Genomic DNA, 23,766 nt, shown 5'->3' on the forward strand with positions numbered 1-23,766 from the left:
CCCGGGGACTCCATTTCTGCTGCAGCAAAGAAAGCCTGTATCGCATTTTGTATGAAGCGCGGCTCATACAACGGGTGCTGATGCCGCTTCTGCATTTTGACTGCCACAGCATCAAATATCTATATCAGCAAGCGTTTAAAAATATCCCCTGGCATACGATGTTTGGGCTGAGTCAAAGCTTCGGAATCGATACAAACGTAAGCAACTCATTCACCAGACATTCATTGTATGCAGGACAAATCCTCAAAGATGCAATCTGCGATAACTTCCGGGAACGCTTTGGCGAACGTCCTGCTTTCACAAACAAAGAGCCGGACATCCTCTTCAATCTGCATATTCATGACAATAAAGTGACTATCTCATTGGATATTTTGGGGCAAAGCCTACACAAGCGGGGCTATCGGAAAGCCTCTGTGGAAGCTCCCCTACAGGAGACTCTGGCAGCAGCGATCATCCAAATGGGCTCTTGGGATCAGGAAATGCCCTTGTGGGATCCCATGTGCGGTAGCGGAACGATCCTGGCGGAAGCTTTGATGCTGTATTGCAGGATTCCCGCAGGCTATCTGAGGAATCATAGCAGGCTGGAGCTGATGCCGGCTTTTGACTCCGGATTGTGGCAAGAGGTCGTGAAGCAGGCAAATGCCGGGATACGTGAATTACCTCAAGGATTGATCAGAGGATCAGATATCAATGAGACAGCAATCAGGGCAGCGGAAGAAAACCTGAGACTATTACCCTTTGGAGATCGGGTAAAATTTGAGACCATGCGCTTCGAGAGCTATTCCGGGGATTTTTGCGGCATCATCTTCAGCAATCCCCCTTATGGAGTGCGTCTGGGAAATCATGATGACGTTGGCATACTATACTCTGCACTGGGCGATTATTTGAAACAGCATTGCAAAGGAAGCACAGCCTATATCCTTTGCGGATCAAAGGAATTGATCCCAAAGCTTCGCCTACGAGCTCATTGGTCCAAAAGCATAAAGAACGGGGATCTGGATTCCAGATTGGCGAAGATTGAAATTCGCAACTCAATAAGGCCTAGTGTTGCCAATAAATCAAATAAATGCCCAGCATAGGAGCAAGAAATGTACAAATCACTTGTATGTCTATCGCTTGTAATCGCAGTGCTGACCATCAGCTCGTGCTACAAAGCACCGGAAGAGCTCAGGCTTCTCACTGAAAACTATCCTCCTCTCACCTTCATTCAAAATGAGGAAGTAACCGGATTTGGAACCGATGTAGTAAATGCCATCCAAGCTGAACTGGGTACAGATTTTCCCATTCAGCTAACCAGTTGGGAGGACGCCTATGCCACAGCCCTTAGTGAAGAGAATGTAGTTTTGTTCACTATGGACAAGACTCCGGAGCGGGAAGAATTGTTCCACTTCATAGGTCCTCTGGGATCAAACGTGGCAAGCTTCTATTGCCATCGCGACAGGATGTTGGTACCAAATGATGTTGAAAAAGCCAAAACCTACAAATCCATAGCCACTACTACCAATTGGTTTACAGAACAACACCTCAGGGAGCTTGGCTTCAAAAACATAGTAAGCAACAAAGATCCGATTCAGTCTGTAAAGCTTCTGGCAAATAAGCAAGCTGATCTGGCAGTATTCACAGATGTCACTCTGGCGGAATTGTGCAGAGAAGCGGAAGTGGAACCGGATACTTTCACACCAGTTTTGGAGCTGCTATCTACAGATTACTACATAGCCATATCCAAGATCACAAACGTAAAGATAGTGGAAAAATGGCAGAAGGCTTTCAATACCATCAAAGCAAACGGAGAATTAGCCAGACTCCACAGTAAGTGGTTTGACTACTAATACCGTCAATTGATGGGGTCATACCTGCTGATGTTGCGCACTGCAGCGTTATGGGGCTTTGCCTTTGTGTCACAAAGCAAGGGCAGTCAGAGCCTAGCAGGAGTGTTTGCGCTATTGGGTTCACATCTTTTTCTAGCAGAAGCGTTGTCCACTAGAAACGTAACGGTTGCATTTCTAATGCTTTCAGCTATGGTTATAGTTGTCCTGTCTAAAATAAATATTGACAGAAACGGCAATCAGAATTTGAGTGCTCAAACGTAAAGAATAGAACACTAATTTGAGGATAGATAAATGGTTTTATACACAATAGCCCTGATCATTCATGTGATTATCAGCATCGTACTGGTGCTGGTGATCCTTGCGCAGACTTCCAAAGGTGGTCTTGATGCCAACCTTGGTGGAGCTGCAATGAATGTGTTTGGCGGTAGCGGTGCGTCTCAGATGCTAAAGAAATGGACTCAGATCCTGGCTCTTGTATTTGCCGCATCATGCATCCTGCTTGCTTTTCTGGTAAAGGATCTTCGCGGTGGTAGCCTGGAAGAAGTGCAGCAACGTCAAAGCAAACTTGCTGATACTGAAGCTCCCGCTGAACCCGCTGCAGTTCCCGCACCGGCAGAGACTCCCTCACAGCCTGTTCAGGGCGAATAGAGCTTTCGCAGAAGTGGTGGAATTGGCAGACACGCAAGACTAAGGATCTTGTGCCTGTAACGGGTGTGCGGGTTCAAATCCCGCCTTCTGCACCAAAAATAAGCCTCCCAAGTGGAGGCTTATTTTTACATTGAACCGGTGGAAATACCAAAGCCAAAGTCTAAAATTCCCTTGACAAATAGCCTGTACCAAAAAGAGATAAGAAAAACAGGAGCATAAATGAGTAGAAAACGGACTAAGATTGTTAAAGAGCTTGATCCACAGGAAGTTGAAGGCTTCAGCCAAGCTCGCATAAACCACTATTTGAGCTTGGGGTACAAGCCATACCTGGATGAGAAATCACATGTTAAGTGGCTCACACAGGCACAACTAGGTATGCGGGATGCTGTAACCAGACACCGGCCATTCCGGATTCAACGCCCTCCACACTACATCCGCAAAAAGCACCGTCGCAGATGGATGCGTCCCAGCCTTTGGCACATAGTCTGCAGCTCTTGGCCTTTCTTACTGCTATTAGGAATACTGGCGGTTGGAGTGGCACTAATGCTCATCAGACCGAATATCTTATTCTAAGGAGAATGCATTGAGAATACTACTGGTAAATGATGATGGTATCAACGCACCCGGAATCCGCAGTTTACAAGCAGCCTTGGCTGAAGCAGGACACGAACTGATTATTGTTGCTCCCGACAGTGAACGCAGCGCCGCATCTCACTCCATCACACTCAGGAAAGACATCACAGCCACACGTATTGGGAAGAATGAATGGGCGATTGGCGGGACCCCAGTGGATTGTGTGGTAATAGCTTTACAGAAGATAATTAAAGACAAGATAGATTTGGTAGTCTCCGGGATCAATGCCGGGCAAAACATGGGAGAAGACGTTCTCTATTCTGGCACTGTGTCTGCAGCGGTGGAAGCTGCCATGTTTGGTCAGCGTGCCATTGCTCTGTCCATAAATGCCTACAAGTGCCAAAACTTCGATTCTGCCACAAAGTGGTTCATGAAGCTTCTGGGACATGGCATCGATAATCTAGCAAAACCTTATGAAGTGCTCAACGTCAATTTCCCCAATATCCCTTTTGAAGATGTAAAAGGTGTTCGTCTTACCCGCACCGGGCATCGTAAGTATTACAATTTTATTTCCATAGTATCGGATGCCGAAGACAGCTTCAGCTATCGAATAGGTGGAGATGTTCCCCAATGGGATCGTGAGCCGGGCACAGATTCAGAAGCTGTAAACGACGGTTACATATCCATTACACCCTTGGGATTCGAGCTAAACAAAGCTGAAGCCTTCCCACCCATCTTGAGCTGGATCGAATCACAGAAGCTATTGGAGTTTACTCACTAAAATGCGTTTTGAAGATCAGAGGCTGCAACTGGTTAAAAAGCTAAAGAATTCCGGGATTTCCGATCCCTTGGTCTTGGAGGCATTTGCCAAGATACCCAGAGAGGACTATGTGTTACCTGAATACCGTGAATATGCCTATCGCAATCAACCTCTGCCGATCTTAGAAGCCCAAACCATCTCTCAGCCGACTATGATCGCCCTGATGCTTAGTGAACTGAGGCTTAGCCCCGCCGATATCGTATTGGAAATTGGTACAGGCAGTGGTTATCAAACTGCGCTTTTGGCAAGCATTGTAAAAGAAGTGTGTTCGGTGGAGCTTTTGGACGGCCTTTCTCTTAGGGCACAGAAAACCCTGAGAGCTGCCGGATTCCGCAACCTTTATTTCCGCATCGGTGATGGCTGGCAGGGTTGGCAACAAGCATATCCCCCCTACATCGAATTCAACAAGATTATAGTATCTGCCGCTGCTGATGAAGTACCTTCCCGATTGTGCGAGCAACTGGCGGAAGGCGGGATTATGGCAGTTCCAGTGGGTGAAGCCGGAGCTCAAACTCTTTACATCATCCATCGTGAAAACGGAGAACTTAGATATCGAAAGAACGTATCCTGCGCGTTTGTCCCCCTTGTGAGGAGTGGGAGGTAATAAATGGACAGCTTCTTCAGATGGTTAAAGAACCGCTTTACAGCATCTCGCAAACATCTGGAACTCAAACAATACCAGGTTTTTGCAGATTTAAATGATTTTGAGCTATATCTACTAAATGAGCTGATACATACACGCAGTTTCAAAGCTGGCGAATTGATCTACGAAGAGGGCTACCCTCTGGAAGTGATCTATTTTGTGCAAAGCGGAGAGATTGAGCTGAGTGGCATCTACGGCAGTAAATTGAACAAGACAGTAGGTCCGGGGGGACATCTGGGCATCCTGGATATGTACCATGGTAACCAGCGCAGCAGCACCGCAACAGCCAAGACAGATATTGAGGCACATGTGATTTCCAAATCCGATCTTAGCTCGTTTGTGGAATTGAAGCCTCGAGCAGGATTGAAGATCCTATCTGCCATAAACCAAGAGTTTTGCCACTTCATATTTGATCTGGCAGGCACTAAAGAACATGAATTGGACTAAGCTGATTTTCAACCTTATCCTGGGCATTCTGTTTGTTGCCGGCTTAATCTTTTACCGCTGGGTATTCATCTATTTGATCTTTGCCGTGATCTTCACATATATCCTGGATCCTGCAGTTACCTGGCTGGAATACAAGCATTGGCCCCGTTGGCTGGGAGTGATTGCCTTGTACCTTAGCATTCTGGGCATTCTTGCCTGGTTTACCAGCCGTCTGATTCCGGAGTTGATTGCTCAAGGCAACAGCCTGCTTGCTATTTTGGGTCATGAAGAGGTCATGAATGTGGATTATCTGATCCAGATTCCATTTGTAAACAGTATTTACGAATATGCCCTCAATCTGGACGCTCAGATTCCCGGATTGGATGCCGCCACCTGGCTTACGAGTGTATTGGACAGTGCCGTAGATTTTTTGGCTTACCTGCCAAAATTCCTTCTGGACAATTATTCTTCCATCATCGGCGCCGTCTCGTTCATTGGAATGGTTCCCCTGATCAGCTTTTTCTTACTACAAGACAAGCACAAGATTCGTAGAAGTATGTTGGGACTAAGTTCAAACCGCTATTTCGAGCTTGCGATCATTTTGCTGAGTAAGATAGATAAAACTGTGGGAACATACTTGCGCGCCATGCTGTTTGAAGTGATTGCCGTGAGCATTATGGCTTCCACAGCACTGAGTATTGTAGGGGTCAGCAATCCCGTGTTAATCGGTATTTCAGCAGGATTTGCCAATATCATTCCCTATTTCGGACCCTTCTTTGGTGGAGCGTTAGCTGTCTTCACCGTATTCTTTGCAGGTGGCCCTTTCCTGCAGATGGTATATGCCGCTTTTGCCATGTGGCTTGTGCAAGTAATAGATAATAATATCGTTTACCCTGTAGTTGTTGGAACCACCATAAATATGCACCCGCTGCTGGTACTGCTTACTGTTCTTGCCGGCGGATGGTATGGTGGCATACTATGGATGCTGATTTCCGTACCCCTGGTTTTTCTGATCTATAGTATAGTAAGTGTGTTGTATAAGAATTTGAAAGTATATCGAATAATATAAGAGGAAACTGATGAGCATATTGGATAAGTGTTTCAATTTCACCGATGCCCGTAAAGCCATGGCTTTGGGCTACTATCCATATTTTAGGGAGATATCCTCCGAGCAGGACACCGAAGTAATTTGCAACGGTAAAAAAATGCTTATGATGGGTTCAAACAGCTATTTAGGCCTTACCAACCACCCCAAAGTGAAGGAAGCCGGCATCCAAGCCATGAAGAAGTATGGTAGCGGATGTGCCGGTTCCAGATTCCTGAACGGCACTTTGGATATCCATCTGGAGCTGGAAGCAGAATTGGCACTCCTGGTTGGAAAGGAAGCAGCCCTGGCATATCCCACGGGTTATCAGGCAAACGTAGGCTGCATCTCTGCCATGGTAGGCAAAAACGAATATATCGTTACTGATAAATACGATCACGCTTCCATCATCGACGGCTGTAAACTGTCGGACGGCATTATGGTGCGTTACAATCACAATGACATGAACTCCCTGGAACGCTGTTTACAAAAGCTGGGAGGTAAATCCGCACTTATTGTTGTGGATGGCATATTCTCGATGGAAGGTGATATTGCCAATCTGCCCCAAATATCCGCTTTGGCAGATAAATACGGCGCTATCCTGATGGTTGATGAAGCACATTCTCTGGGTGTTTTAGGCGAAAAGGGAGCCGGAGCTACAGCTCATTTTGGCCTGACGGCAAAGACCGACTTCATCATGGGAACATTCAGCAAATCTTTGGCTTCAGTGGGTGGATTCATCGCAGCAGATGAGCCGCTGATTCACTATTTGAAGCATAAATCCCGCGCTTTAATCTTTAGCGCATCGCTTCCTCCTGCTTCTACGGCCAGTGTTTTGGCTGCCCTCAAGATTATGGAAGAAGAACCTGAACGCATAGCAAAGCTTTGGGAGAATACCGATTATATGATGCAGGAGTTCAAGGCAATGGGATACGACACAGGGTCCAGCTGTACTCCTGTGATACCATTATATGTGGGCGACATGATGCGTGCCTTCCAAATGTGGGCTCGCTTGGGAGAAGAAGGTGTATTCATAAATCCCGTGATTCCCCCAGCAGTGCCGCCAAACGGCTGTCTGATCCGCTGTTCCTTCATGGCAACTCACACCCGCGAACAACTGGATATGGCCCTGGACAAATTCCGGATGATCGGTAAGGAATTGGGAATTATTTAATACTCTGCTTGACATGAAAGCATAAAGGTTTTAAATGCCAATTAACAAACTTGATACTAAATATCAGCCATAGATGGAGGAATAATGGCAAGCAAGAGCAGTGCTGAATACTACAGCGATCTAAAAGCGATGTCCCCGATTCGCGCAATAGCGGAGACATTGATGAACAACCACAAAGTGCGCAAAATTGACATTCGAGAAGCCTATGAAATGGCGAAGAACCAACCCGGTGTGACCGTCACGGACATTCCGATGTACCCTGAATATGTCAAAATGCACAATCTTCCCGCTGATGCAAAGGTCTTGGACGATTGTCATGGAAACATCCTGGGCAGAACAGCCAAAGCCAGACGCTTTTACCACCGCCTTGATGCCAGCAAAAAGAACAAGCTGGAAGGTGATCTACGCGAAGCTGTTTGGCAGATGCAACACTATCCTCTGATTAAAGCCGAAGCAGTGTTGGGCATGGATCAGGATGTGATGATCAAGGCTACTTTTATCACTACCGAAAGTGACGTCGCCAATGTATTCAACTGGCTATTGAACTTCTCTCCCTATGAGTCGGTAGCAAAGAAGTATGCTGCCAGCCCCAAGCTACCCATTCAGGACATCATCCTCATCGCCTTCAATGAATGGACTTGCGACGATCCGTTCTACAACAATGTCGGCGCTCCTCAACTGGCTCTCGTTGATGAAAAACACAATGTGATGGTGAACTTGGGAATGCGCTACTTTGGCGAACGCAAAAAGGGAACCCTTACCATGGCATGGACCTCCGGCATCCGTATCGGGATGGCTGCTTGTCACGGCGGAATCAAAGAAATTGATTTCAGTACCTGCGAAGACTCTGCCTATCACAAATTCGGTAAGCGCTCGATTGCATTCTACGGACTATCCGGAACCGGAAAATCCAGCCACACAAATTCACATGATAACGCTGGTACGCTGCCCAAAGGATTTTCCAAGGTAGTATTGCACGACGATGCTTTCCAGATAGACTTGGAACAAAAAGTATGTCGTGCTTGGGAACCTACCCTCTTTGACAAGACAGACTCCCGCCCCATCGACCATCCGGACTGGAAATATGCTCTTGCCTTGATGAACCACGCCATACTCAATATCGACGGCAAACGCATCCCAGTGGGTCAGGATCTGCGCAACCAAAACGGCCGTGCACTTCTGGATCGCAGCCTGCTGGGCAATTATGTGAACCGCTGTGCCTTCCCCAAAGCCTTGGTATGGCTTATGAAAGACAGCGTTTTACCTCCCGCATTAAAGCTTACAAACAAGTATCTCGCAATCTCCATGGGAGCGGCTTTGATGACTCAGCGTAACCGCGCCGAAAACGTAACTGAAGATGAATTAAAGAAACTGGTGTTCGAGCCATTTGCCAATCCTTTCCGTGTTTATGAGCTCTATCGTGATGTGGAAGCTTTTCTGAATGTTGCCGATAATGGTGCCGATTTCTATTGCTTCAACTCCCGTGGTTATTGGAAAACCTCCGATAGCGAACTGGAAGCTATCCCGTTGAAGACTTCTCTCACTCTGCAGACAGCTATCCTTACCGATCAGATTGAATGGGAAGAATGGAGTCTGTTACCAGGTGCGTTGATCCCTTCCAAAGATTCAATCGAAAAGCTCTTGCCCGGATATTATGAGACCTACAATCCTGCAAAACGCGGCAATATGGATAACTACATCAGCCTTCTGAAAGACAGATTCCAGCAGCGCATCGACTTCTTGAGAGAAAGCGACCTCAAGGAGCGTCCTGAAATTCAAGCGGAGCTTCTAAAAGCGCTTCAAATAAAAGCATAATACAGACTCATCATACAAGGCCTTCCCTGGTGGAAGGCCTTTTGTAATTGACCCATATAATGCACTGGAGTTCTAGCCACCTATGTCATCTGTCTCTGTCAAAATAAGTTAAGAGATGGTTTGGACAATACATAGTTTCCACCCCATGTATTGAAGTCCATTTGACCGTATAACATATAGGTATACAGTAAGATACGTAAGGTCTAGTGAAATCCATTCGCATTATCCAAGATTAAGCATAACTTGGACAAAAAATCTTCGTAAATCAGCTTGATCTGCGGCATCTGCTTGCTATCCTTCCTCCCTGCTTCAAGCAGTGACAAAGCAGATATAAAGCCGTTATCATCGAGTGACCACTGGATCATTACCCGATTATAACAGCTTCATCCTTCGAAGATCAAGAGGGAGAGAACCGGGATTTGTTTATACAGGCATCTTCGATCAGTTCTGAAAAGAAAAGGATATTTTCCTGCTAGTGGAATGGATATTGCTCCATTACATTCTTTAGGTTATACTACCCCGAAATGAGCGAGAGTAGTAGCGTAATCAGACATTTCTACTATGAGGAATAGATGACAATACTGATCATTGCGACCATTATCCTGATCTTGCATTGGATATTGGAGTATCGCAGACATGTGCATAAAGTACTGGCTATCCCTGTGCGAATCCATGTGAACGGCACCAGAGGAAAATCCAGCGTTACAAGGTTGATTGCCGCTGGCTTGCGTGCCGGGGGCAAAAAGACCATCGCCAAGATTACCGGAACTTTACCCCGAGTAGTGCTCCCCGATGGCAGAGAGGCCGCCATCATTCGCTTGCAAGGGGCGAACATCATCGAGCAGAAATATATCTTCCGCTATGCTGCAAGTGAAAAGCCCGATGCGATTGTAATCGAATGTATGGCTGTGAATCCAGTATTCCAATGGATTACTGAACGCAAGTTTGTAAAAAGCACAATTTCGGTAATAACAAACAGCCGTCCCGATCATTTGGATCTGATGGGCGGAACTGTACAAAGTGTCACCATGAGCCTATCGAATTCGATTCCGGTGGGTGGAGTGTGTTATACGGCAGAAAACAGCCAGTTTCACATTCTGAAAAAAGTAGCTGAAAGCCGTAACACCAAGATTCACAAGATATTACCCACTGATGTCACAGACGAAGAGATGAGCAGATTCCGTTATATTGAGCACAAAGAAAACGTTCAGCTTGCTTTGGCAGTATGTGCTGAAGCCGGAGTACCCCGGGATGTGGCTCTCGCTGGAATGCAGAGCGCAAATCCGGATCCGGGCGCTCTGAAAAAGTACTTGATTGAAGACAGGGGAAAAGACATCCATTTTTACAATGTCTTCGCCGCAAACGATCCGGAATCCACAGTCTATATTATTAACATGGTTACCGGCAATTTGAACGGTGAGCAAACTATAATAATCGTGAATTCCCGTGCGGATCGTCTATTCCGATCTCAGCAGCTTATCGACGCTCTATCGCAAGTGAAATATGATTATGTATTACTTACCGGAGAGATTCCTGAAAAGGTAGAGAATTATGCTCTAAGTCATGGCATTCCCAAAGACAAGCTATTTGCAATGGGGCAACCACTCACCGAAGATATCTACCAAAAAGTTTGGGATCTAACCCAAAAGGAATCTCATGTCTTGGGAATCGGGAATATAGCCGGTGAGGTCAAATATGGCGCTCAGATAGTGGCGCATTTCAAACATAAAATAGCAAAAGTAAATAAAGGAGCTGGTCGTGGTTGATGCAGTAGTACAAGCCGCAGTAGGACTCGGCGTTATCATTAGTCTGATCTTTTCTGAATTGTTGGGAGCATCTGCTGGCGGAATTGTAGTCCCCGGCTATATTGCGCTCTATTTAGACAAACCAATGCAGATATTGGGTACCTTGGTTATCAGTTTGCTTACTTGGGGGATCATCCGTTTGGTGGGAAGATTTACCCTGCTCTTTGGCAAACGCAGAATGGTACTAAGCATATTGATCGGATTCATCCTGGGCTGGGCTTCCAGACTTTTGGTTTTTCATGAACTTACTATTCACCAATTGCAAATGCAATCTATCGGATATATCATCCCCGGCTTGATCGCAAACTGGTTTGAGCGTCAGGGATTTTGGAAGACTCTTTCTACAATAACCATCGCTGCGGTATTGGTGAAACTATTGTTGATTGTGATATTTGGCGGGGAGGTCTAAGATGAATCACAGAATGTACCGTCCCAACCTGAAATCCGGCTGGTCACTGATAATGCTCTTTGTGTTATCTGTGGTTCTGTATCTTATAGCCAGTAACAACTATGTGGAGATTCGCACCGACAATTATGAAGAGAAACTGGCCGCAGTCAATCTGATGCAGGATTATCTGGACATCCTGGAAACAGAGATTATGGCTCGCGGTATTGAGATCGATCCCATCAACGATCCTTTCCACAGCGGTTTGATTGGTCAGCGGCTTTCTTCCATCACTACAGACCGGGGTCTGCTTTCGGAGAAACAAGCTGCTATCAATCCCAATATCGCTGCCATATTTGTGGAAGAACTATCCCGTGTCAAAAAAGGCGACAAGATAGCCGTAGGTATCACAGGCAGCAACCCGGCAGTAAACTTGGCGTTATACGCCGCTATCAGCGTTCTGGAATTGGACCCGCAGATCATCGTATCGCTTTCTTCAGCCTCCTACGGAGCCAACCGTGAGGAAATGACATGGCTGGATATGGAAAGGATTTTGAAGGATAATGGACTACTGAAGTTTAGCAGCAAATATGCTTCCATCGGCGGCAGTGAAGACCGCGGTATCGGTCTGTCGGACTTCGGTCTCCAATCTCTTCGGGAAGCCATGAGCAGAAACGGAGTACCGCTGTTGCTGGGTTCAAGTTTGAATGACAACATAGACTTGCACATGAAAGCTTATGAAGAGCTTTTGGGAGATACCAACCGCTATAGCCTCTTTGTAAATATCGGTGCAGGTTTGGCCAATGTAGGCAGTGAACCCAATGCCCGGTTGATCCCTGAAGGACTGAACACAAAGCTGGCCGAACGCGATTTTGAGATAGAAGGCGTAATGATGAAGATGGCAAAGCAAAACGTACCCGTACTTCATATTCGCCGTATTCTGAGATGGGCTGACAAGTACAACCTTCACCTTACTATGGAGAGAAAACCAGTTCCAGGAGAAGGATCGGTATTCAGCTCTACCATTCTGAATGTTACTGTCGCTTCGATCTGTCTTGCACTATTGATACTGGCCATCATCTTGGTAATCATCTTTGACCGCCACGATAGACGTTTTATGGCAAACATCGTGGATCCGGACGACGAGTTATAGGAGACTTTTATATAAATGACAAAGAAAATCAGCTTCCTGATCCTCTTTTGCCTCATGGCGTTAACAGCTTTTGGGCAAAATTATCGCACCCGCATCATGGATTTTGAGAATCCCGGCAGCCGTAGAATCCGCAATTTTGAAGACGCTAAGCATTGGTTTTATCGCAGTCTGCCCGAAAAGACCATGACGCTGAGAACCGAAGGAATTGAGCGCATCCAAATCCGCAGTTTCAGCATAGAAAACCTCCGTAAACCGCAGATTTTTATCCTGGTCGGCAAAGATCGCATTCCCTTTGAACTAAGCTTGAACCAGCGCTTGGATGGATACTACATCTATAACAATATCGAATTTGAGATCCCCGAAGGTGCTGAAAAAATCGAATTGCTCTGCTATCAACGCAGCATATATTTACGTGCTTACGAGATGGAAAAGATCATACCAAAAGTGAAACCGGTGACCGTGCCAAACCGGGTAATTAATGCTCATGCCGGTATGATAGACATCTCCCACAATTCCACAACCAGCGAATACTATACCTTCAACAGTACACAGGCATTCCGCTTTACACATAACAACGCCAAAGACGGTATAGTGTATGTGCGTGCCCGGCTTACAGACCGTACCTTGCCCAAATTCAGCCTGTGGCACAACGGTAAGAAGGTGGAAGAATATGAATTCGGACTGTCTCGCAGCACGAAATACAGTGCTCAGGGAGTAAACTATCTCACCATAGGGAAAAAGATTGATTTGCCTGCTAATGACGGCAGTAGCCAATATGAATTGAGGGCAGAATCAGAACATATGTTCATGGCTCGTCCCTATCTACTAAAGAACAGGTAGATTCATGAGTTTTACAGAAGAAATCAGTAGCGAGACCAAATCTCAACGCGAGATATACCCGGATCAGCAAGAGGATATGAAGTATCCTGAGGAGAAGAAAGTGCGAAACCCCCGCAGTCTTGCTCGAAAAAAGAACTTCCGCCCCATCATCTTATGCCTGAGTCTGTTTCTGCTTGCATTTGGCATGGCACATGCCCAGTTGGAAGGAGAGATAAGCCTTGGAGCGGGTTACTCGGATAATCTGTTCCAGTTGTCAGATGATGATTTGTCCAGATGGGAAAACGGTAGTTCAGCCCTCGATTGGGCAGAAACCACTGACGACTTGAATCTCTTCACAAGAGTGGATTTAGCGTATCCAATCCCTTATCGCTGGTGGACATTTACGCCTTCCGTTACCGGAACCATCAGCCAAAACCTGAGTAATAAAGATAAGTATCGCACAGACAGCATTGCCAGAATCCGTGTTGATCGCCACTATTGGAGTATTAGCGCTCTGTATGGCTACTATCCCCATATTTATTACCGTCATTACAAAGATAGTGACGGTAGCGGAGACCACGAGCAATACTCCTATTCAAGAAACCTCTATCGGGGAGATATTATTATCCGTCCAATGAAGCACTTTACGGCTTTTGGGAACCTCCGTTATGAAGACTTGTATTATAACAAATACTTCAGCGAAGCGGATGGCAACAGGCTCACCACAGAACTCGGCGCCAGATACCACTTCCCCGCTTTCACACTGCAAGGATCCTATGCTTTCCGAACCTACGATAACACGCGTTATGATGAACTGAACGATGACGATGGCAGCTACGACAGCAATATCTATCGCTGTGTTCTGCGGATGAAGGAAATGCCCTTCAGCGGTGATAGCACCAAAAATCAGAGTTGGCAACCCTATCTGGAGTTAAGTCGTGAAGACCGCTTTTACCAGGGAGACAGCCAATGGTATGGCGGGCGGGAGTATTGTATCTACAACACAACTGCCGGCTTGGACCTGAAGCTGCATCCGGATTGGAAATTATCACTTGACTACTTGCACATATACAGGAATGTAGAATCTCCGAATGAGAGCGTGCTCCGCTTAAAAGAATTCAGCGAGAACCGCTTCTCCGCCTCGGTAAGTCATAAATTTTAGAACAGCGAGGTACATCATGGAGTTTCACCAAGAAAAAGATCGCAAAAAGATCAAGGAATTCTTGGATCTGGTCGAGAATCATAAAATAGAATTACGTCACTTTAAAAATCCGGTTCTGGTGTGGGCAAATGCCGACGGTGTGTGCCACTATTCCTTTTGGGAAGAAGAGACTCTGGATAAATTCGGCTTTGTTAATGTGGACGGTTGGGATTTTGAAGAAGATCTCCTGTTTTGTCCGGATTGGGTGGCAGACGAAGACGAAGACGATGATTTTGATGACGATGAAGATGATGAGGATCTAATAGCATTCTGCGACCTGATAAAGAAATGAAGATATCCATCATCGGTGGCGGAGGTTGGGGCTTGGCTCTGGCCAAGTTACTGGCAGAAAACGGGCATGAACTCTTGGTGTGGGAGTACAATCCAGATTTTTTGGCGTCGCTCAAAGAAAACCATGCCAATCCAGTTCTGTTAAAAGGAATTAGCCTGCCGGAAAGCATCGCATTCAGCGATTCTTTTGCGGATGTTGCTGATTTCTGCAGTGATATTATGCTCCTGGCTACTCCTTCCCAATTCATTCGCAATACTCTTCGTTCCATTCCTTCCGACATTGCCGCCAGGATCTGGCTCCGACGGGATTTGATGGCAATCGTGAATGTTGCCAAAGGCATCGAAGAAAATACCTTGAAAACCATCGATAGGATACTCATTGAAGAGCTGCCCAAAACCGTACACAACAAGATTTGTGCCCTTTCCGGACCCAGTCACGCCGAAGAAGTGGCTCGTGAGGTACCAACCACAGTAGTGATCGCCGGTAGTGATGAAGAGCTCTTGAAAAGACTCCAGGGAGTATTTTCCAATCATTACTTCAGAACCTATAGAAGCTCAGATATTATCGGAGTGGAGATTGGCGGAGCAATCAAAAACATCATTGCCATTGCAGCTGGGATTGTAAGCGGATTGGGCTTTGGGGACAATACTATGGGCGCACTTCTGACAAGAGGAATCGTAGAAATTAGTCGCTTCGGAAAAAGCATGAATGCTCAACCAGAGACTTTTCTAGGTCTCTCTGGTATCGGAGACCTTATTACCACAGCCATCAGTCCCAATAGCCGAAATCGCTATGTAGGCTACGAGATTGGCAAAGGTAAAACTCTTGCGGAGGTTCAAGCTTCCATGCAGATGGTAGCTGAAGGTGTTGCCAGCACCCGTAGTGTGTATCAACTGGCGAAAAAGCTAGATGTCGAGATGCCGATCGTAACTCAGGTATATAGAATCTTGTACGAGGATAAAGACCCGCAGGAAGCCATGAGAGACTTGATGTTACGTGAATTGAAGGCAGAATTTGTATAGTCCCTTAATGCCTGATAAAGAGCCAGCACCAGGTTGAGCAGTTACATCGATTCTTTTTTGAGTACTATCAAAGCTATCTATTTCAAGTACCAGTTTGTACCTTTCATCCCCGCAAACGCGAAAGTGGATAAAACCCGCGAAAAGCAGAAACCCGGTCGTTTGCTTTCTCTATCTTTGCAGATTTCTGATATATCAATTGAGCACATTCCGTATTGAAACGAATCCTTGACAAATATCATAGTCTGAAATAGAAAGAACCTAAATCTGAAAGTGAGTAATTATGCCGATTTACGAGATTCACGTTCGAGGCCGGGTACAGGGAGTTGGATATCGCTATCATGCGAGAGAAAGCGCTCTGCAAATGGGGATTACGGGATATGTCCGCAATCTGCCTGACCGAAGCGTGTACATCGTAGCTGAGGCTGATGAATTTCTGATCGACAGCTTTTGTGAAATGCTACGCAGGGGAAATGGCTTTTCCCGGGTAGAGCAGATCACAAAAGAAATAATGAACACTGAAAACAGGTATCATGATTTTGAAATTGGATAGAATACGCTGCCTTGTGCTGGTTTTATTGATGATTCCGGTAATGGCATTGGCACAAGTGCAGAACCATATTGTAAAACGCGGCGATACTCTCTACGGCCTGGCCAGAAAGTACGGAATGACTGTGCAGGAAATTCAGGACTTGAATCAGTTAAGCACCACCAACTTATCCATTGGTCAAGTACTGAAAGTACGTGTCTCAGAGACAACTCCTGTTTCCACCCCTGCTCCTGTAGAAAGGGATAAACCGCAAGCCACGCAACCCGTTCAACAAGGCCCAGCTACAGTAGCTTCACCTACTCCAACTCCGGCTCCTGATCCAGCTCCCACATTTCAAAGATCATCTCTTCCCGCAGACTACTTTTATAAAGTACAAAGGGGAGATAACCTCTTTAGAATTGCCAAAAACCATAACATCAGCTTCCATGAAATGCTGAAGTGGAACAGCTTTGAAACTGAAAAAGTATCCATTTACCCCGGACAACGGATCATCATAAAGGATCCCTACAAGGCACCAAAGTCTGAAAGTGACAATGAAGACACTGATGTAAATGAGATCAAACCGCAGATCCCGGTTACTACGCCACCAACATCAGATGCAGATACTGAAGTCATAGAAAAGGTGTATATAGTTCAACCCAAAGACACTCTCTTCAAGATCGCCCGGGAAAACAACATGACCGTGGATGAGATCAAAAGGATCAACTCCCTGCTTTCAAACGATATCCGGGTAGGACAAAAGATATATCTGGCAGGAAGCCCCAGACCCGGAGGATCTACACCTTCCGGAGTATCACTCACCGAAGCAGACATCATCAACAAAGACAAGATACGAGATGATCTAATAATGCCTGTGGAAGGGAAGATACTCTCAGAATACGGTTTGCGCAATGGCAGACCACACAAGGGGATAGATCTCGGAGCAAAGAACGGAACTCCCATCTACGCAGTTTTGGATGGAACCGTGGTTTACTCCGGTGTGCAGGGAGCCTATGGTAATGTTGTGGTCATTGAGCATCCAGATTTTGTGATGACCGTGTATGCCCACAATGAAAAGAATCTCGTGGCAGTGGGCGATAAGATCCAAAAGGGTCAACAGATTGCAACGGTCGGATCTACTGGAAACGCTACTGGGTCACACTTACACTTTGAGTATCGCATCAAAGGTAAAGCAATCAATCCTCGAAAAGTTCTACCTCTGGGACAAGGGTGATTTTGAATATGCCCAGAAGAGTGAGAAGAGATAGTGTCTTTGCAGATAAAGCTCTGCAGAGCTATCTGAATGAGATTTCAAAGTTCAAGCCCTTGAGCAGGCATGAAGAGCATGAATTGGGGAAGAAAGCCCGCAATGGAGATGCTGAAGCGATGAACCGCCTCATTCAGGCGAATCTGAAATTTGTGGTCAAGATCGCCGCCCGTTATCAGAATCGGGGCTTGTCTCTATCGGAATTGATCAGTGAAGGCAACATCGGCCTTATCAAAGCCATAGAGAAGTTCGATCCAGATAAGGATATCAAGTTGATCTCTTATGCTATTTGGTGGATCAAACAACGGATTATGCTGGCAGTTTCCGAGAAATCGTCTCTTATTCGTGTCCCCTTGGGAAAATCCAGTACTGCACACCGCATCAAGGCTACTCAGGAGAGAGTGTTTGCAGAGACCGGGGAAAAAGCCAGCTCAGAAGAGATAGCCGACAGACTAAACATCACAGAAAAATCAGTGGATTTGCTCAAAGAACAGATGCCGGATACTTCATCTTATGACGATATCATGCAAACCACAGACTTTCAAGACTACACTACCAGGGATCTTCTGGAAGATAAAGACACCCTGGATCCGCAACAACTATACCAACAAGATAAACTTACATCACGCATCCACAATGCTATCGATAAATTGGAACACCGCGAAGCGGAGATCATCCGAACTTACTTTGGCCTAAATGATAAGCATGAGACCAAGAATTTCGCTCAAATCGCAGAAGTAATGGGACTTTCCAGGGAACGCGTCCGACAGATCCAGAAGGAAGCCCTGAAGAAAATTCTTGTGGAACTGAAACCGGAAGAAGATGCCTTTGTGGATGAATTCATAGACCGTTATAATTATTAGCCAAAGGAGCTTTCTAAATGATTAAAGATTTTAATGAGCTTGTACAAAAAGTGAAAGATTCCCGCCGTGGCACTGTTGTTATCGCCGCTGCACACACCGAAAGCGTATTGGACGCTGCTATCCTGGCTAAAGAGGAATCCCTGGCAGAAAGCATCCTTGTGGGTGATGCTCCGTCCATCCGGGAACTGCTCCAGCGCTTGGCTCCGGAACACTCTCATAGTTTTGAGATAGTGGACACAGGAAAAGACCTTGTTCTTGCTGCAAAGACATCAGTAGCTCTGGCAAGAGAGAACAAAGCCGACATTATATTGAAGGGTAAGACCGACACATCAATGTTGCTGCGTGCAGTATTGGATAAAGAGAAAGGACTGCGTACCAGTGATGTGATATCTGATGTTTTGGCTTATGAGCATCCGGAAGGAATCAAGCTGATGAGCGATGGAGGAATCAACCTCATGCCAGACCTCTCTGAAAAGATCGCCATCATCAGGAATGCAGTTCAGGTAGCCCACTATCTGGGCAATCCCAACCCTAAAGTAGCAATCCTTTCAGCAGTTGAAGTTGTAAATCCAAAAATGCCGGCAACTATGGATGCTGCGATGATCTCCAAAATGAACGAACGCAATCAGATACCCGGATGTATCATCGAAGGACCTCTTGCTTTCGACAACGCTGTGGATATCAAGGCCGCAAAGATGAAGGGTATTAACAGCCCAGTTGGCGGAAATGCCGACATCATGATTGTACCAAATATCGAAGCAGGCAACATCTACGGAAAGATGTTGACCTACTATTGCAAGTACCGCGTAGCTCATGTGGTAATGGGCACAAAAGCCCCTATCCTGATACCGTCCAGAGCAGATGACGGTGAAATAAAGATGCTCTGCATGGCACTGGCTCTGGCTTCCATGATAAGATGAAGATCAGAATCATACAGCTGGGCAAAGACAAAGACAGCTGGCTGACGGTAGCTATTTCGGAGTACCTGAAGAGAATAAAGCCATACTGCAAATTGGATATCGTGCAACTGCCCGATGTTAGCATCAAAGAAACCGGAAATAAAGATTTAGTAATCAAGAAAGAAGGACAAGAAGTGTTATCTAGAATCGAGACCGGAGATTATCTGGTATTGTTGGATGAGAAAGGTACAATGAAAACTTCTCTTGATTTTTCGCAGTTTCTGACTAATATATCTATCGGTAAACGTATTGTTTTTGTGATTGGTGGAGTATATGGCAGCAGCGACGAGCTGAAAGCCTCTGCCGATGTTTGTCTTAGTTTGTCGAGCCTCACCTTCACTCATCGAATTGCACGCTTGGTTCTGATCGAGCAAATATATCGTGCCATGATGATCAAGAATGGCCGACAGTATCATATAGAATGAAAGAGGATATGCCTTATGTTGCAACTACTGCTTAGTAAACCTGAAACGATACAATACTCGCTCTGGATGATGGGCCAGGGCATGCTGGGGATATTTGTGTTTACCGGAATATTCTACCTGTTGATCTATGGTTTGGAGAAGATATTTACCCCAAAGAAGGACAAATGAAACGGATCATTTTAGCACTGAGTATGTTGTTCTCCATTATATGGATGCAAGCAAGCATCACAGTGGTAGATCAAAGCAGCGATGAAATAACCTTGGATTTTATCCTCGATGACTACGATATTGCGGAGGGCCCAGACTTCAGTTCCCTACGCTATCGCGAAGGAGCTTATCCGGAGATACCCGGCTCTCCTTCCATACCGACTCTGGAATTCAAGATAGGCGTTCCTTCAGATGGCAGCGCCAGTGCTACAATAATCTCCAGCACAAAGACCCGTATCTCCCTTAATAAGAGGATAAAGCCTGTTCCCACACCGATTTCTAGTGAGGGTATATCCGACTATCTGTATGAAATAAACGAAAGTCTGTATACCACCTACGAGCAAAGCGCATTGTACAGTGTCGGGCTTCATTCTTTCCGGGATCACCCCTATATGGTGTTTATCATCAATCCCTTCATCTACGACGGTAATCTGGGTCTGGAAGTAATTAAAACTGCCAGAATAAATGTGCAGATAGCAGGAAATACAGACCAGAAAGGCATCCTCCGCTCAGATCACATGAGCGATGTTTTCTTCAATCAGGTCTTGAATAAAGATAATGCCAAGTATTGGTTGAAAACCTACCGCACTGATGTTCAATACGCAGACTTTTCTCAATCCCCCTGGTGGGCAAAGATTGAAGTGGACAAGACCGGTATGTTCCGCATCAACAGATCTCAACTAAGTGACTTTCTTCTTGAAGACATTGATCCCCGTAGTTTCAGACTCTTCGGTACGACAGGGCAGTATCAAGACCAAACCGAGATTATGCCAGGAGACAGATTTTCCGAGATACCAATCCAAGTAGTAGGCGCAGATGATGGCAGTTTTGATGCTTCAGATTACATAGTATTCTATGGAGAGGATCGTACCGGATACGTGAAGAACTCCATTTTACAAACCTCCGATCAGAGCATCTATCATAATCCATACTCTCACAATGGTATATACTGGCTTAGTTTTGCCGGAAACTTCCCCAGTCCCCCTCTCCGAATCCAACAGGACGACGTCGTGTTCGCCTATAATGACAGCACCGATTATCACACGGCAAACGTACATATTGAACAAGAGTCCTACCGCCCCTCCATAACCGGATATACCTGGTATATGGCCAGAATGAATGGCAATACCACTATGGATTACTCTTTCGATATAGATCTTCCTGATCTGGATCCCAGTATTGATCAACAATTGATAATGCGTATGCGTCAGGATTCCGGAACGGGCGCCGTCACAAACCAGATTAGCGTATATGTGAATGGGAACTTGGTTCCCAGCTCTGAAACCAATACCAACGTACATACATGGTATGGTTCTACGATCTTCAAGTTCTCCAGATCAACCCAATACTTTGTAGCAGGAAGCAACACGATTACCATCAGAGTGATCAGAAACTCGTCGAACAACATCAATCTGGATTACTACAGCGTTAGCTACGCTCGCAAATTAATCAAAAAAAACGAGCAATATACAGTGAATGCAGTGGAAAACAATTTCATGCTGCCCGTGAAGTATATATTTAACGGATATGCCTCAGACATTACAGTTTACAAGGTAATGCCTGGCAACAATATCAGCAACATAAACATAATGCCGGAATCCGATTCGTTTCATTTTATTACACGCTCAAATGCCGACACCAAATTCTATGTATCCCGTCCTGCAGAACTCTATAGCCCTGCATCTATCACTGTGCTCGAGCCAAAGGATCTTACTGCTCCCAAGGATCCTGTGGAAAGCGTGATAGTAGTACCCGAAGAGTTCGCGGGGAAAGCAGAAGAACTAGCAGAGATGTATAGGCAAAACTGGGGCATGGCCACCAGAGTAGTACTTCAATCTGACATCATGAACCAATTCAATGGTGGTTATCCCGATCCCATGGCTATCCGGCAGTTCCTCCGGTATCTTTATCACAACCTTCCGGAACCCAAGATACGATCGCTCACTCTATTGGGAATGGGTACCATGGATTGGCGAAATTACTCCCGGGTCGCCGCTGGAAAAAACAAAGTGATGATATTCCAACATCCTACAAATTATATCACTTCGGACGACTATTTCGGCATGCTCACAAACCTGAATCACCCCGAAATTGCCATCGGGAGATACCCGGTAAGCACTTTGTCTGATTTGAACATCATGATGGAAAACTTCAGACGCTATACTCAAGAACCCAAACCGGGATTGTGGCGCAACAGCTTGCTTTTCCTTGCTGATGACAACGTAAACGGCACCAATACTATGGACTGGCAACATACCAGAGACATGCAGTCACTTTCCACGTTCATAAATCCCCAGGTATTGAACACCAAGATCTTTGCTGCTGAGTACGACACCGATGAGTTTTTGAACAAACCCCGGGTAAGGGACGAGATGTTTGAAGAGATCAATGAAGGCAAGTTGATCTGGTATTATATCGGTCACGGTTCTTTTGACACACTGGGTATGCAAAACTACTTTACGGGTTCTACAGACATAGGGAAATTCCGCAATCCGGATATGCTGCCCCTCTTTATCGCCGCATCCTGTGAGATAAGTGCATTCGACCATTGGTCTTACGAAAGCCTGGGCCAAAAAACTATTCTTGTCAATAATGGCGGCGCTATAGCGTCCGTTGCTGCTACCCGGAAGAGCTTCCCAGATCCAAACAATGATCTGATGGAACTCTTTATCCCAAATATGACAAATTCCCGGATGCCTCTGGGCACAGCGCTCACAGCCGCAAAAACCACTTATACGCAAAGCGTAAACAACGACGCCATGTATATAATTCTGGGGGATCCGAACCTATACACAGTACCCCCGCAAAGCATCCCTTCTATCAGACCAATATCTGGAGGAAAAGATAAAAATCTCTTTCACTCCCGCCAACATGCTAGTTTTTCCGGCCATATGAACGAAAAAGGCATTAGTGGAGAAGCCTTGTTTAAAGCTTACAATTCCGATTCAGAATATACCTTTGCCGGTATTGACATCAGTAAAAAGGGCAATCCCATTTTCAATGGTAGTGTAACAGTAAAAGAATCCAGTTTTCATGGTGGTTTCTGGGTTCCCGACGATGTCTTAAGCGGAAACAGTGGATTGGTACTCAGCTATCTCTGGGACAATGCCAGTAATACTGACTACATCAGTTATTATCACCCCCTCAATCTCTCTGATGAAGTACTGCCGGATTCCATGCCGAATGAAGCTCCGCCTGCGATTGACATATTCCTGGGATCTTACGACTTCCGTGCTGGTGATACCGTGAATACTTCCCCTGTACTCTATGCAAAAATTGCGGATAGCAATGGAATAAACGTAACCGGAAGTGCTGGTCACAACATCCTTTTGGTGATTGACAACTCATTGCAGCCATTAGTAGTAACCGGATATTTCACCTATGATGTTGATTCTGCTGTATCGGGTACGCTCACATTTCCAATGCCAACGCTGGACGAGGGACCTCACACAATCCAACTTATCGCTTTTGACAACTTCAATCTTCCCTCTGTAGCCACTACGCATTTCATCGCCAAAGATAGCGGCCCCATATCATTACAGAATCTGCTGATCTATCCCAATCCCATGAAGAAGGATGCCCACATCACTTTCATAATTTCCGAAAGCGCAGAAGTAACTGTGGAAATATTTACCATGAGCGGAAGACGCATTCGTCGCATTGAGACAACTGCCCAGCAAGGATTTAACAAAATCCCCTTTGATGGCAGAGACCAATTTAACGATAAATTGGCCAATAATACCTATTTCTTCCGTGTAAAGGCCAAAACGCAGGATGGCAAAAGCACTGAAGCTCGTGACCGCTTTGTGGTTTATAAATAACGGATAAAA

The 23,766-nt window shown here is 45.7% G+C and carries 24 protein-coding genes and 1 tRNA gene; all 25 read left to right on the top strand.

Annotated elements, in window-relative coordinates; all coding sequences use genetic code 11:
• On the top strand, positions 1–1,079 hold a 1,079-nt coding region (locus PHF32_01345), incomplete at its 5' end, for a THUMP domain-containing protein (GenBank protein ID MDD4559377.1).
• Positions 1,080–1,088: 9 nt separating this feature from the next.
• Positions 1,089–1,829: a transporter substrate-binding domain-containing protein gene (locus PHF32_01350; protein MDD4559378.1), complete on the top strand. Its 741-nt coding sequence runs from the start codon at positions 1,089–1,091 to the stop codon at positions 1,827–1,829.
• Positions 1,830–2,120: 291 nt separating this feature from the next.
• On the top strand, positions 2,121–2,477 hold the full coding sequence (gene secG, locus PHF32_01355) for a preprotein translocase subunit SecG (GenBank protein ID MDD4559379.1): 357 nt from the start codon (positions 2,121–2,123) through the stop codon (positions 2,475–2,477).
• Positions 2,478–2,484: 7 nt separating this feature from the next.
• A tRNA-Leu gene (locus PHF32_01360) sits at positions 2,485–2,572 on the top strand.
• A 124-nt stretch (positions 2,573–2,696) separates the two neighbouring features.
• Positions 2,697–3,050 (top strand): hypothetical protein, encoded by a 354-nt coding sequence (locus PHF32_01365; protein MDD4559380.1) that lies wholly within the window; start codon positions 2,697–2,699, stop codon positions 3,048–3,050.
• A 10-nt stretch (positions 3,051–3,060) separates the two neighbouring features.
• Positions 3,061–3,831 (top strand): 5'/3'-nucleotidase SurE, encoded by a 771-nt coding sequence (gene surE / locus PHF32_01370; protein ID MDD4559381.1) that lies wholly within the window; start codon positions 3,061–3,063, stop codon positions 3,829–3,831.
• A 1-nt stretch (position 3,832) separates the two neighbouring features.
• Complete coding sequence (locus PHF32_01375; protein MDD4559382.1) at positions 3,833–4,474, top strand: protein-L-isoaspartate(D-aspartate) O-methyltransferase; 642 nt, start codon at positions 3,833–3,835, stop codon at positions 4,472–4,474.
• A 3-nt stretch (positions 4,475–4,477) separates the two neighbouring features.
• Positions 4,478–4,960 (top strand): cyclic nucleotide-binding domain-containing protein, encoded by a 483-nt coding sequence (locus PHF32_01380; protein MDD4559383.1) that lies wholly within the window; start codon positions 4,478–4,480, stop codon positions 4,958–4,960.
• Positions 4,947–6,008, top strand: a complete 1,062-nt coding sequence (locus PHF32_01385) for an AI-2E family transporter (GenBank protein ID MDD4559384.1) — start codon at positions 4,947–4,949, stop codon at positions 6,006–6,008. The genes PHF32_01380 and PHF32_01385 overlap by 14 nt, the downstream gene beginning before the upstream one ends.
• A 10-nt stretch (positions 6,009–6,018) precedes the next feature.
• Entirely contained in the window at positions 6,019–7,197 is a 1,179-nt protein-coding gene (locus PHF32_01390) for a pyridoxal phosphate-dependent aminotransferase family protein (protein ID MDD4559385.1), read from the top strand.
• An 84-nt stretch (positions 7,198–7,281) separates the two neighbouring features.
• Positions 7,282–9,012, top strand: coding sequence for a phosphoenolpyruvate carboxykinase (ATP) (locus PHF32_01395; GenBank protein ID MDD4559386.1), 1,731 nt, complete (start codon positions 7,282–7,284; stop codon positions 9,010–9,012).
• A 572-nt stretch (positions 9,013–9,584) separates the two neighbouring features.
• Positions 9,585–10,778: a poly-gamma-glutamate synthase PgsB gene (gene pgsB / locus PHF32_01400; GenBank protein MDD4559387.1), complete on the top strand. Its 1,194-nt coding sequence runs from the start codon at positions 9,585–9,587 to the stop codon at positions 10,776–10,778.
• The gene (gene pgsC, locus PHF32_01405; protein ID MDD4559388.1) at positions 10,771–11,226 is read left to right on the top strand and encodes a poly-gamma-glutamate biosynthesis protein PgsC; all 456 of its coding nucleotides are present in this window, start codon (positions 10,771–10,773) and stop codon (positions 11,224–11,226) included. Before pgsB ends, pgsC begins: the two co-directional genes overlap by 8 nt.
• Before the next feature lies 1 nt (position 11,227).
• A complete protein-coding gene (gene pgsW / locus PHF32_01410; GenBank protein MDD4559389.1) occupies positions 11,228–12,355 on the top strand; it encodes a poly-gamma-glutamate system protein in 1,128 nt (375 codons plus the stop codon).
• Between the two features lie 15 nt (positions 12,356–12,370).
• On the top strand, positions 12,371–13,195 hold the full coding sequence (locus tag PHF32_01415; GenBank protein MDD4559390.1) for a hypothetical protein: 825 nt from the start codon (positions 12,371–12,373) through the stop codon (positions 13,193–13,195).
• 4 nt (positions 13,196–13,199) lie between these two features.
• The gene (locus PHF32_01420; protein ID MDD4559391.1) at positions 13,200–14,336 is read left to right on the top strand and encodes a hypothetical protein; all 1,137 of its coding nucleotides are present in this window, start codon (positions 13,200–13,202) and stop codon (positions 14,334–14,336) included.
• Between the two features lie 16 nt (positions 14,337–14,352).
• Positions 14,353–14,667, top strand: a complete 315-nt coding sequence (locus PHF32_01425; GenBank protein ID MDD4559392.1) for a hypothetical protein — start codon at positions 14,353–14,355, stop codon at positions 14,665–14,667.
• Complete coding sequence (locus PHF32_01430; protein MDD4559393.1) at positions 14,664–15,689, top strand: NAD(P)-dependent glycerol-3-phosphate dehydrogenase; 1,026 nt, start codon at positions 14,664–14,666, stop codon at positions 15,687–15,689. Before PHF32_01425 ends, PHF32_01430 begins: the two co-directional genes overlap by 4 nt.
• Before the next feature lie 280 nt (positions 15,690–15,969).
• Positions 15,970–16,239 (top strand): acylphosphatase, encoded by a 270-nt coding sequence (locus tag PHF32_01435; protein MDD4559394.1) that lies wholly within the window; start codon positions 15,970–15,972, stop codon positions 16,237–16,239.
• Positions 16,220–17,449, top strand: coding sequence for a LysM peptidoglycan-binding domain-containing protein (locus tag PHF32_01440; GenBank protein MDD4559395.1), 1,230 nt, complete (start codon positions 16,220–16,222; stop codon positions 17,447–17,449). The genes PHF32_01435 and PHF32_01440 overlap by 20 nt, the downstream gene beginning before the upstream one ends.
• A gap of 8 nt (positions 17,450–17,457) precedes the next feature.
• Entirely contained in the window at positions 17,458–18,345 is an 888-nt protein-coding gene (locus PHF32_01445) for an RNA polymerase sigma factor RpoD/SigA (GenBank protein MDD4559396.1), read from the top strand.
• Positions 18,346–18,362: 17 nt separating this feature from the next.
• Positions 18,363–19,265: a bifunctional enoyl-CoA hydratase/phosphate acetyltransferase gene (locus PHF32_01450; protein ID MDD4559397.1), complete on the top strand. Its 903-nt coding sequence runs from the start codon at positions 18,363–18,365 to the stop codon at positions 19,263–19,265.
• Complete coding sequence (locus tag PHF32_01455; protein ID MDD4559398.1) at positions 19,262–19,729, top strand: 23S rRNA (pseudouridine(1915)-N(3))-methyltransferase RlmH; 468 nt, start codon at positions 19,262–19,264, stop codon at positions 19,727–19,729. Before PHF32_01450 ends, PHF32_01455 begins: the two co-directional genes overlap by 4 nt.
• A gap of 15 nt (positions 19,730–19,744) precedes the next feature.
• Complete coding sequence (locus tag PHF32_01460; GenBank protein MDD4559399.1) at positions 19,745–19,897, top strand: hypothetical protein; 153 nt, start codon at positions 19,745–19,747, stop codon at positions 19,895–19,897.
• Positions 19,894–23,757 (top strand): type IX secretion system sortase PorU, encoded by a 3,864-nt coding sequence (gene porU / locus PHF32_01465; protein MDD4559400.1) that lies wholly within the window; start codon positions 19,894–19,896, stop codon positions 23,755–23,757. Before PHF32_01460 ends, porU begins: the two co-directional genes overlap by 4 nt.
• Positions 23,758–23,766: the final 9 nt, after the last annotated feature.

This window comes from Candidatus Cloacimonadota bacterium (assembly GCA_028706475.1).
In the GTDB taxonomy this organism is placed as follows: domain Bacteria; phylum Cloacimonadota; class Cloacimonadia; order Cloacimonadales; family Cloacimonadaceae; genus UBA5456.

Bases quoted from the DNA above. Each gene is read 5' to 3' on its own strand.
- PHF32_01350 (MDD4559378.1), top strand. From the start codon at position 1,089: ATGTACAAATCACTTGTATGTCTATCGCTTGTAATCGCAGTGCTGACC.
- secG (MDD4559379.1), top strand. From the start codon at position 2,121: ATGGTTTTATACACAATAGCCCTGATCATTCATGTGATTATCAGCATC.
- PHF32_01365 (MDD4559380.1), top strand. From the start codon at position 2,697: ATGAGTAGAAAACGGACTAAGATTGTTAAAGAGCTTGATCCACAGGAA.
- PHF32_01375 (MDD4559382.1), top strand. From the start codon at position 3,833: ATGCGTTTTGAAGATCAGAGGCTGCAACTGGTTAAAAAGCTAAAGAAT.
- PHF32_01380 (MDD4559383.1), top strand. From the start codon at position 4,478: ATGGACAGCTTCTTCAGATGGTTAAAGAACCGCTTTACAGCATCTCGC.
- PHF32_01385 (MDD4559384.1), top strand. From the start codon at position 4,947: ATGAATTGGACTAAGCTGATTTTCAACCTTATCCTGGGCATTCTGTTT.
- PHF32_01390 (MDD4559385.1), top strand. From the start codon at position 6,019: ATGAGCATATTGGATAAGTGTTTCAATTTCACCGATGCCCGTAAAGCC.
- PHF32_01395 (MDD4559386.1), top strand. From the start codon at position 7,282: ATGGCAAGCAAGAGCAGTGCTGAATACTACAGCGATCTAAAAGCGATG.
- pgsB (MDD4559387.1), top strand. From the start codon at position 9,585: ATGACAATACTGATCATTGCGACCATTATCCTGATCTTGCATTGGATA.
- pgsW (MDD4559389.1), top strand. From the start codon at position 11,228: ATGAATCACAGAATGTACCGTCCCAACCTGAAATCCGGCTGGTCACTG.
- PHF32_01415 (MDD4559390.1), top strand. From the start codon at position 12,371: ATGACAAAGAAAATCAGCTTCCTGATCCTCTTTTGCCTCATGGCGTTA.
- PHF32_01420 (MDD4559391.1), top strand. From the start codon at position 13,200: ATGAGTTTTACAGAAGAAATCAGTAGCGAGACCAAATCTCAACGCGAG.
- PHF32_01425 (MDD4559392.1), top strand. From the start codon at position 14,353: ATGGAGTTTCACCAAGAAAAAGATCGCAAAAAGATCAAGGAATTCTTG.
- PHF32_01430 (MDD4559393.1), top strand. From the start codon at position 14,664: ATGAAGATATCCATCATCGGTGGCGGAGGTTGGGGCTTGGCTCTGGCC.
- PHF32_01435 (MDD4559394.1), top strand. From the start codon at position 15,970: ATGCCGATTTACGAGATTCACGTTCGAGGCCGGGTACAGGGAGTTGGA.
- PHF32_01440 (MDD4559395.1), top strand. From the start codon at position 16,220: ATGATTTTGAAATTGGATAGAATACGCTGCCTTGTGCTGGTTTTATTG.
- PHF32_01445 (MDD4559396.1), top strand. From the start codon at position 17,458: ATGCCCAGAAGAGTGAGAAGAGATAGTGTCTTTGCAGATAAAGCTCTG.
- PHF32_01450 (MDD4559397.1), top strand. From the start codon at position 18,363: ATGATTAAAGATTTTAATGAGCTTGTACAAAAAGTGAAAGATTCCCGC.
- PHF32_01455 (MDD4559398.1), top strand. From the start codon at position 19,262: ATGAAGATCAGAATCATACAGCTGGGCAAAGACAAAGACAGCTGGCTG.
- PHF32_01460 (MDD4559399.1), top strand. From the start codon at position 19,745: ATGTTGCAACTACTGCTTAGTAAACCTGAAACGATACAATACTCGCTC.
- porU (MDD4559400.1), top strand. From the start codon at position 19,894: ATGAAACGGATCATTTTAGCACTGAGTATGTTGTTCTCCATTATATGG.